The sequence below is a fragment of the bacterium genome (assembly GCA_018814885.1).
Taxonomy (GTDB): Bacteria; Krumholzibacteriota; Krumholzibacteriia; order LZORAL124-64-63; family LZORAL124-64-63; genus JAHIYU01.
On sequence record JAHIYU010000022.1, the window covers coordinates 1 to 7,571 of the forward strand.

The window sequence follows — 7,571 nt, forward strand, 5'->3', positions numbered from 1 at the left end:
CGTCGCGGCTGGCGAGTCTGGGGGACGCCGCGGCGGAGGGTCCGCGCCTGCCGCGCCGCAGCCCCGGGCTGGCCATGGTCATGTCGGCGACGGTTCCCGGCGCCGGCCAGATCTACGCCGGGCGCACCCACGACGGCCTGCGGCACCTGTTCTTCAACGGCGCGCTCGTCTACACGCTCGTCAAGCTGATCCGGGACGATCACTACCCGGCGGCCTATCTCGTGGGCACGATCGGCATCCCCTTCTACGTGGGCAACGTCAGGGGGGCCGGCTACAGCGCGCGGGCGTACAACCGGGACCGGCGGCTCGGACACGTGGCCGGCGCCATCGACGCGGCCGGCGAGCTCGAACCCTGACGGAGGAGCCATGAGGATGACAGCGATCTCGGTGCGGACGGCCCTGCTGCTCGTCGCGATCCTGGTCCCGCCTACGGGCGCTTCGAACTGATGCCGCAGCGCATCTTCAACGCCTATGCGCGGGTCGGTCTCGGCCTGGGGGACTTCTCCCCGGCGGGCGATTCGACGGGCGTCATGCTGACCTTCGGCGGCGGCATGGAGCTGGGGCCGAAGATGTTCGCCGTGTTCGGCGAAGCCATGCGCATCAAGAGCGGCGAGGACGGGTTCTTCGCCTTCTCGGTGGGTTTGCGGATCCGCTGAGGCGGCGCCGGGCTTACTTCACCAGGACCATGCGCTTCAGCTCGCGGCGCTGCGGCGTTTCCAGGCACGCGAAGTATACGCCGCTGGATACCCGCAGGCCCTGGGCGTCGGTGCCGTCCCAATCCACCTCATGCACGCCCGGACCCCGCGGTTGCCAGTCCACCAGCGTGCGGACGCGGCGCCCGAGGGCGTCGAGGACCGTCATGCGCACCAGGGCCCCGGCGTCGAGGGCGTAGGCGACTGTCGTGCGGGGGTTGAAAGGGTTGGGGTAGATGGCCGTCAGCCGGGTGCCCGGGGCGTGCGGCGCGTCGTCGTCGACGGCCGTCGTCGCCCGCAGCGAGAACAGCGCGCTGCAGGCCGTGTAGTCGCTCGCCACGGCGTCCACGTCCAGCATGAGCACGGCCTCGTCGGTGGTCTCCGACGGACCGATCCATGGGAACAGGCCGTTCTCGACCTCGTCGCCGGTCAGCGACGCGATCTGCGTGAAGGTCTGCCCCCCGTCGAGGGAGAGGTGCAGCGAACCCGAGTTGATGCGGACGACCTCCTCCCACTGGACCATCACGGACTCGTCCTCGACCACTTCCTGACCCGCCGCCGGGACGATGAAGGCAGGCAGGGCGGGATTCTGCAGGAACGGTCCGGCCTCGGAAACGTTGCCCATGTTGTTCGCCCCGTCGACGGCCGCGATCTTGAAGGTCCGAGTGCCGTAGGGAAGCGCGAGCGTGACGGTCTCCAGCGTGGTGTCGACGGCCCCGTCCGGATCCTGTCCGCTCTCGGCCAGCAGGTAGGAGTAGCCGGCGACGCCGGACATGCCGTCGGTGGCCGGATCCCAGTCCACGATCAACTCGCCGTAGTCGCCCCAGAGGCCGGCCGGCAGGCTCGCCCGGGTGATCACCACGTCCGAGGGGAGGGTGGCGTCGATCCAGAACGGGCCCAGGTGCATGGTGTCGAGGGCGAAATTGCCGGCCCAGTCCACCGTCCGCAGGTGGAACCAGTGATCCTGCGCATCGACGAGCGGGGGGCTGGTGTCCAGCGTGACCTCGCCGTACGAAGTGGGCTCGGTCGGCTCCGTGCTCGGGGACCGGTCCCAGAGGGTGGCGTACTGGGGCCACGAACCGATGCAGTCGTCCCAGCCCCAGTCCCACCAGACGTCCACCGTATCGTCCGGAGACCAGACTTCCGCCTGATGCGAGCTGCTGGCCAGGGTCGCGGGGTTGTCGGGCGGGACCAGGTCGAGGCTGAAGCTCTGGCAGGTAGACCAGTCGCTGATCAGGCCGCATTCGTGGAAGGCCCGCACGCGCCAGTAGTAGACGACGCCCGACTCCAAGCCCTCGACGTTGTAGCCGCCGGGCACCGAATGGATCTCGCCGGTGCCGCAGCTCGTGCCCACCTGGACCTCGAAGTGGTCCGCATCCTCCCAATGGCTCCAGCCCAGCATCGTTTCCGGCCGGCCGCAGGTATAGCCGTCGGGGGGCGTGAGCCCTGTCGGCGGATCGACGGACGCGGGCGCGGTCTTGAAGGTGTAGCAGAACTGTCCGCCGCTGCTCCAGTAGGTCGTGTCCCCGCAGAAGTTGTGGCCCCGGACCGCCCAGTAGTAGGTCGTGTTCGGATCGAGCCCCGAGATCTCGTACTGGGTCGAACCGATGTCGGTGATGATGTCGCCCTCGTAGCACCAGTTCGGGCTGATCCGCACGTCGTAGCTCTCGGCGCCGTCCAGGGATGTCCACTGCAGGGTGGTGGTCGTGCCCACGCAATGCGAGCTGTCGGGGGGGCTGACGGCCTCGGCCACCTCGTAGAGGCTGGGCTTGGTGCGGAAGCGGTACGAGCCGGTCCAGTCCGTCCAGTCCGTGCATTCGTCCCGGGCCCGCACGCGCCAGTAGTACCAGGTGCTGGCCATCAGATCCGAGACGGTGTAGTTGTCGGTCGTGGTGTCGTACACCGGACCGGTCCCGGCGCTCGTGCCGATCTGCACCTGGTAGTCGCCGTTCGGCGCGGTGTCGGTCCAGAACAGCAGCAGGTCGTCGCGCTCGCGGCACAGGGAGAAGTCTGGAGGCGAATTGAGGACCGGCTGCGGCGGCGCGGCCGGGTACTCGATGTCGATCACGACCGCATGCCAGCGCTGGGTCCAGTTGTTGTTCGGATTCGCGTCGGCGTTGGTGATGTGGATGCCCATGTACTGGGGAAGTGTCGTGCTGGAGCAGTTCAGGACGATGCCGATGTGTTTCTCCACGGTCTGCATGGGACCGATGGGGCCGTTGATGACGACGCTGCCGAGCAGCCAGTCGTTCCCGTTGATGATGCTGTCGCCGGACTGGTAGACGTCCACCGGCCAGCTCCCTGTCGCGGTGACGCTCGAGTAGTTGTGCACCAGGACGTCGAAGGTGAACATCTGTCCCTGGACCGGTGTCTCGGTCACCGTGATCTCCAGGGGCTGGATGTCGGGCGTACCCGGCACGTCGGCGTCGATCCAGCCGGTGATGTCGTACCACATGGTGTTGTTGATGCGCGTGTCGTAGGTGTCCCAGTCGTCGATGTCGACCAGGGTGCTGTTGGAGCGCACGGCATAGACGCCGCCCCCGTCGCGCACGGCCCCGCCTCCGCTCTGGCCCTTGTACATGTCCCGGTCGAAGTACACCTCGTTGCCGACGCTCTCGCAGCCGTCGTAGGTCCCGTACTGGAAGTACATGGTCTGCCCGTCGTAGGGATCCTCGCCGGGGTAGCCGTAGTGGGTCCAGGAGCCGGTCGTGTACCAGTCGCAGTTCGGGTCCGAGCCGAACCCCCGCCAGCCGGCGATCGCGCCGATGGGCCACTGGAGGTCGATGATCGCGACGTCCCAGTCGTAGTCCTCGCTGCTGGTCCAGCCGGCCCAGGCGTGGAGCTGGACGCCGTAGGCCTCGCCGAAGTGCGCCACGCCGTAGTGGAACCCCGGCAGGACCCGGACCTGGTAGGCCCAGTCGTCGACGTCGTTGCCGTCCGAATCCTCGAACATGTACACACAGTGGCCGGCGGTCAGGACGTGGTAGGGATCGATCAGCGTGCCCGAGCATCCGGAGTGGACCACCTCGCCGTGCTCGTTGAGGTATTCGGAATAGATCTTCACGTGCTTGGGGTAGTCGCCGACCGTCGTGTCGTAGACCGGGTAGATGTAGCTGAAATCCTTCGGCGTCCCGTCGCCGCCCGGCGGCACGCGCGCTCCCTGGCCGCCCTCCGTGAGCAGGTGCAGGACGTCGGGGACCCCCTCCGGCGGCGTTCTGCGGAACACCTCGCCCGTGCGCAGGTCGAAGGTCAGCAATTCACCCCGCGAGCACTCGAAGCAGTCCAGGGCGGCGTCCTCCGCGTCGTCGTTCTGCTGACGCTGTGGCATCGGCTGCCCGACGGCGCCGGTCGCGAGTGCGGTGAAAATGAAGATCAGGATGAAAGAGGCGGATATATGGCGATTGAACACGATCCCGACCTCCCCCCAGAGTGACGGGTTACCTACTCCGCGGGTAGTCTATCACATTCGAGTGTTGGGCAGGAGATCATTCTGTACATGCGATGTCAATTGAGACGGGGAGCACTCGATCGGGACGCATCCGGACGAGGTCGCAGCGGCATGCGCAATCCGTCCGATCGTCAAGACAAGAACATTCAGGAACAAACGGGCTTCGCTGGGGTTGATGTCTTTCTCCCGGGCGTACGTACCCCGGCTCCCTTTCCGACAACGGCTTCCGAGGCGGACTTGAACGGCATGGCGCTTCAGCCCAGAACTCCGAGCACGACGACGCGGATCGCTCTGGCGATCTGGTCCGTCCTGCTGCCGGTCCTGCCGGTCCCGGCCGCCGCCTGCGAGCCGCCGCCCCCCGCCCCCGTTCATCCCCCCGCCTGCTGCTGCTGCGTCGAAGAGGCCGTGCCCGGCTGCGCGCGCGAGGCTTCGCTGCCCTGTGCGAGCGGCAATGGCTGCGCCCGTTGCCCGCTGGTGTCGGGCGCCCTGGTTTTCATCGCGCCCGACGGGGTCGGTCTCGAGGGACTCGACCCGCTCGCGATGATCCGTCCGGACGACCAGTTCCCCCGCGAGGCGTTCTACACGCCGCCCGATCCACCTCCCCGGTCGGCCGTGCCTTCCTGACTCCGGCGCCGTCCGTGGTGGACGGCGCCAGCGAATCCTCATGAAAGGACGCCGACATGTTGTCGACGAAGCGTATCGTATTGATCCTGCTCACCTTGATGCTCGCCCTGTCCGCGACGGGCGTGGCGACGGCCGCCGACGATCCCCGCGAGTCCGCCGCGAAGGCGGCCTGCGCTTGCACGTGCTCCGAGGACGGCAAGTGCGCCCAGGGGACCTGCGAGAGCGACCGCTGCAAGGACGGCAAGTGCGACAAGGAAGCCTGCGCGTGCGCCTGCGCCGAGGACGGCAAGTGCGACAGGGAAACCTGCGAGGCCGCTTGCCACGGCAAGTCGCCCAAGGGCTGCGCCGCGCAGAAGACCGCGCACGGCTGCGGCTCCGCCTGCGGCGGGCACGGCAAGTCGTAGGCTGATCGGCTGAAACGTCGTCCGGACGGAAAGGGGCCCGCCTGTTCTGCCGGCGGGCCCTCGGTCGTCGGCCGCTCTCAGGAATGCTCGGGCGGCTCGATCTTGTCCATCTCGCCCGCTTCGACCTTGGCCAGGTACTCGGGATAGGTCATCGAGGGCCGGCCCGTGTCCTGCCGGACCATTTCGATGCACCCGTCGACCGGACAGACCAGCGAACAGAGATTGCAGCCCACGCACTTGTCCTGGTCCACCTCGAAGAGGTTGACCTTGCCCTCGCCGGCGCCGGCGAAGACCCGGAAGCCGCCGCTGTGCATCAGGGCCCGCGGGCCGTCGGCTCCGTGACGCGCCACGTACGCGTCCTCGCTCACGGTGGTGTGCACGATGGACTGGTGGGCGCCGTCCTCGCAGGCGATGTAGCAGACGCCGCAGTGGACGCAGCTCTCCTGGTCGATCTGCGCCGCCACCTTGTAGCTCAGGTCGAGCTGGTTCCAGTCGCCGACCAGGGGTACGGTCCGTCCGATGAAGTCGTCGAGGCGGGCGAAGCCGTGGCCGGCCATCCAGTTTTCCAGGCCCGAGACGAACTGCTCCACGATGCGGAAGCCGTAGTGCATGGCCGCCGTGCAGACCTGCACGCCGCTCGCGCCGAGCAGCATGAACTCCACGGCGTCGCGCCAGGTCTGGATGCCGCCGATGCCGGAGATGGGCAGGCCGATCCCCGCGTCGGCGGCGATGCTGTGGACCATGTGCAGGGCGATGGGCTTGACCGCCGGTCCGCAGTAGCCGCCGTGGCTGCCGCGGCCCGCCACGTGGGGGACCGGCAGCAGCGAGTCCAGGTCCACGCCGATGATGGAGTTGACGGTGTTGATCAGGGCCAGGCCGTCGGCGCCGCCCCGCCGCGCCGCCCGCGCCACGAAGCGCACGTCGGTCACGTTGGGTGTCAGCTTGACGAGCACCGGTATCTCGGCCGCCTCCTTGACCCAGGTCGTGATCTGCTCGGTGTAGTCGGGCACCTGCCCCACCGCGGCGCCCATGCCGCGTTCGCTCATGCCGTGGGGGCAGCCGAAGTTCAGCTCCAGCCCGTCGCAGCCGGTGTCCTGGGTGCGCTTGACGATGTCGTGCCACACCTCCGGCTTGCTCTCGACCATCAGCGAGACCACGACCGCGTGGTCGGGGAACTCGCGCTTGACCTGGCGGATCTCCGCGAGGTTGGTCTCCAGCGTGCGGTCGGTGATCAGCTCGATGTTGTTCAGGCCGACGACCTTCTGGCCGTCGTAGTCCAGGGCCCCGTAGCGCGAGGAGACGTTGACGATGGGCTCGGTGCCCAGGGTCTTCCACACCACGCCGCCCCAGCCCGCCGCGAAGGCGCGGCGCACCTGGTAGGCGGAGTTGGTGGGCGGACCGCTGGCCAGCCAGAAGGGATTGGGCGACCGGACGCCGCCGACGTTCGTGCCGAGATCAGGCTTGCCCATGTTTCTCCTTCAGGTACCGGTCGATGCCGCGCGCGGCTATCTTGCCCTGCTGCACGGCGTGGACAAGCTCGGCGCCCTTGCTGATGCAGTCGCCGCCGGCGTAGAGGCCCGCCAGAGAGGTCGCGCCGGTCGCCGGGTCGATGATCACGCGTCCCTCGACGAAGTCCAGGCCCTCGACGCCCTGCAGCAGCTTCGAGAGCGGCGATTGCCCGAGGGCCTTGACGACCATGTCGCAGGGCACCTCGAATTCGCTGCCGGGGACGGGTTCGAGGTGCGCCTGGCGGCCCTTGCCGATCAGCTCCAGCCGCTGGCAACGCACGCCCGACAGTTCGCCGTCGCGGGACAGGAACTCCAGCGGCTGCACCAGCCACTCGAAGCGCACGCCGTCGGCGATGGCCAGGTCGTACTCGTAGCGGAAGGCGCTCATGATGTCGGAGGTGCGGCGGTAGAGCATGGTCGTGCGCTCGGCGCCGAGCCGCACCGCGCCGGTGGCCACGTCGACGGCCGTGTTGCCGCCGCCGATGACCGCCACCCGGGTGCCCACCTCGCAGTCGGTCAGCACGCCGAAGTGCATCTGGAAGATGAAGTCCAGGGCCTCCATGACGCCGGGCAGGTCCTCGCCGGGGATGCCGAGTTCGTAGGTGCTGCCCAGGCCCACGCCCAGGAACACCGCGTCGTACTCGTCCAGCAGGCCCTTCAGACCCGCGGCGTCGACCGGCGACTCGAGCCGGATCTCCATGCCCATGCGCGCCACCGGTTCCACCTCGCTCAGCGCGAACTGCCGCGTGACCTTGTAGTTGGCCAGCCCCATGGTGTTCAGGCCGCCCGGCACGTCGCGGGCCTCGAAGACGACGGCGGCGTGTCCCAGCACGCGCAGCTCGTGGGCGCAGGCCAGGCCGGCCGGGCCGCCGCCCACCACGGCCACGCGGCGACC

7 protein-coding genes are annotated in these 7,571 nt (G+C 68.5%); 4 read left to right on the top strand and 3 right to left on the bottom strand.

The window, feature by feature from the left end; translation table 11 throughout:
- Both KJ554_01220 and KJ554_01225 read left to right on the top strand, forming a co-directional pair.
- A partial coding sequence (locus KJ554_01220; protein ID MBU0740952.1) for a hypothetical protein occupies positions 1–356 on the top strand: 356 nt, incomplete at its 5' end.
- Positions 357–446: 90 nt separating this feature from the next.
- Positions 447–656: a hypothetical protein gene (locus tag KJ554_01225; GenBank protein ID MBU0740953.1), complete on the top strand. Its 210-nt coding sequence runs from the start codon at positions 447–449 to the stop codon at positions 654–656.
- Between the two features lie 13 nt (positions 657–669).
- Here KJ554_01225 and KJ554_01230 read toward each other — a convergent pair whose 3' ends face one another.
- Positions 670–4,101, bottom strand: coding sequence for a trypsin-like serine protease (locus KJ554_01230; protein ID MBU0740954.1), 3,432 nt, complete (start codon positions 4,099–4,101; stop codon positions 670–672).
- Positions 4,102–4,386: 285 nt separating this feature from the next.
- Between KJ554_01230 and KJ554_01235 the strand changes: the two genes are divergently transcribed.
- Positions 4,387–4,764, top strand: a complete 378-nt coding sequence (locus tag KJ554_01235) for a hypothetical protein (GenBank protein ID MBU0740955.1) — start codon at positions 4,387–4,389, stop codon at positions 4,762–4,764.
- Between the two features lie 56 nt (positions 4,765–4,820).
- Positions 4,821–5,168 (top strand): hypothetical protein, encoded by a 348-nt coding sequence (locus KJ554_01240; GenBank protein MBU0740956.1) that lies wholly within the window; start codon positions 4,821–4,823, stop codon positions 5,166–5,168.
- Between the two features lie 77 nt (positions 5,169–5,245).
- Here the strand turns inward: KJ554_01240 and preA are convergent, their stop codons facing one another.
- Both preA and KJ554_01250 read right to left on the bottom strand, forming a co-directional pair.
- The gene (gene preA / locus KJ554_01245; GenBank protein ID MBU0740957.1) at positions 5,246–6,637 is read right to left on the bottom strand and encodes an NAD-dependent dihydropyrimidine dehydrogenase subunit PreA; all 1,392 of its coding nucleotides are present in this window, start codon (positions 6,635–6,637) and stop codon (positions 5,246–5,248) included.
- Positions 6,624–7,571, bottom strand: a 948-nt coding sequence (locus KJ554_01250) for an FAD-dependent oxidoreductase (protein ID MBU0740958.1), incomplete at its 5' end; no start/stop codon positions are given. The genes KJ554_01250 and preA, both read right to left, overlap by 14 nt.

Bases quoted from the DNA above. Each gene is read 5' to 3' on its own strand.
- KJ554_01225 (MBU0740953.1), top strand. From the start codon at position 447: ATGCCGCAGCGCATCTTCAACGCCTATGCGCGGGTCGGTCTCGGCCTG.
- KJ554_01235 (MBU0740955.1), top strand. From the start codon at position 4,387: ATGGCGCTTCAGCCCAGAACTCCGAGCACGACGACGCGGATCGCTCTG.
- KJ554_01240 (MBU0740956.1), top strand. From the start codon at position 4,821: ATGTTGTCGACGAAGCGTATCGTATTGATCCTGCTCACCTTGATGCTC.
- preA (MBU0740957.1), bottom strand. From the start codon at position 6,637: ATGGGCAAGCCTGATCTCGGCACGAACGTCGGCGGCGTCCGGTCGCCC.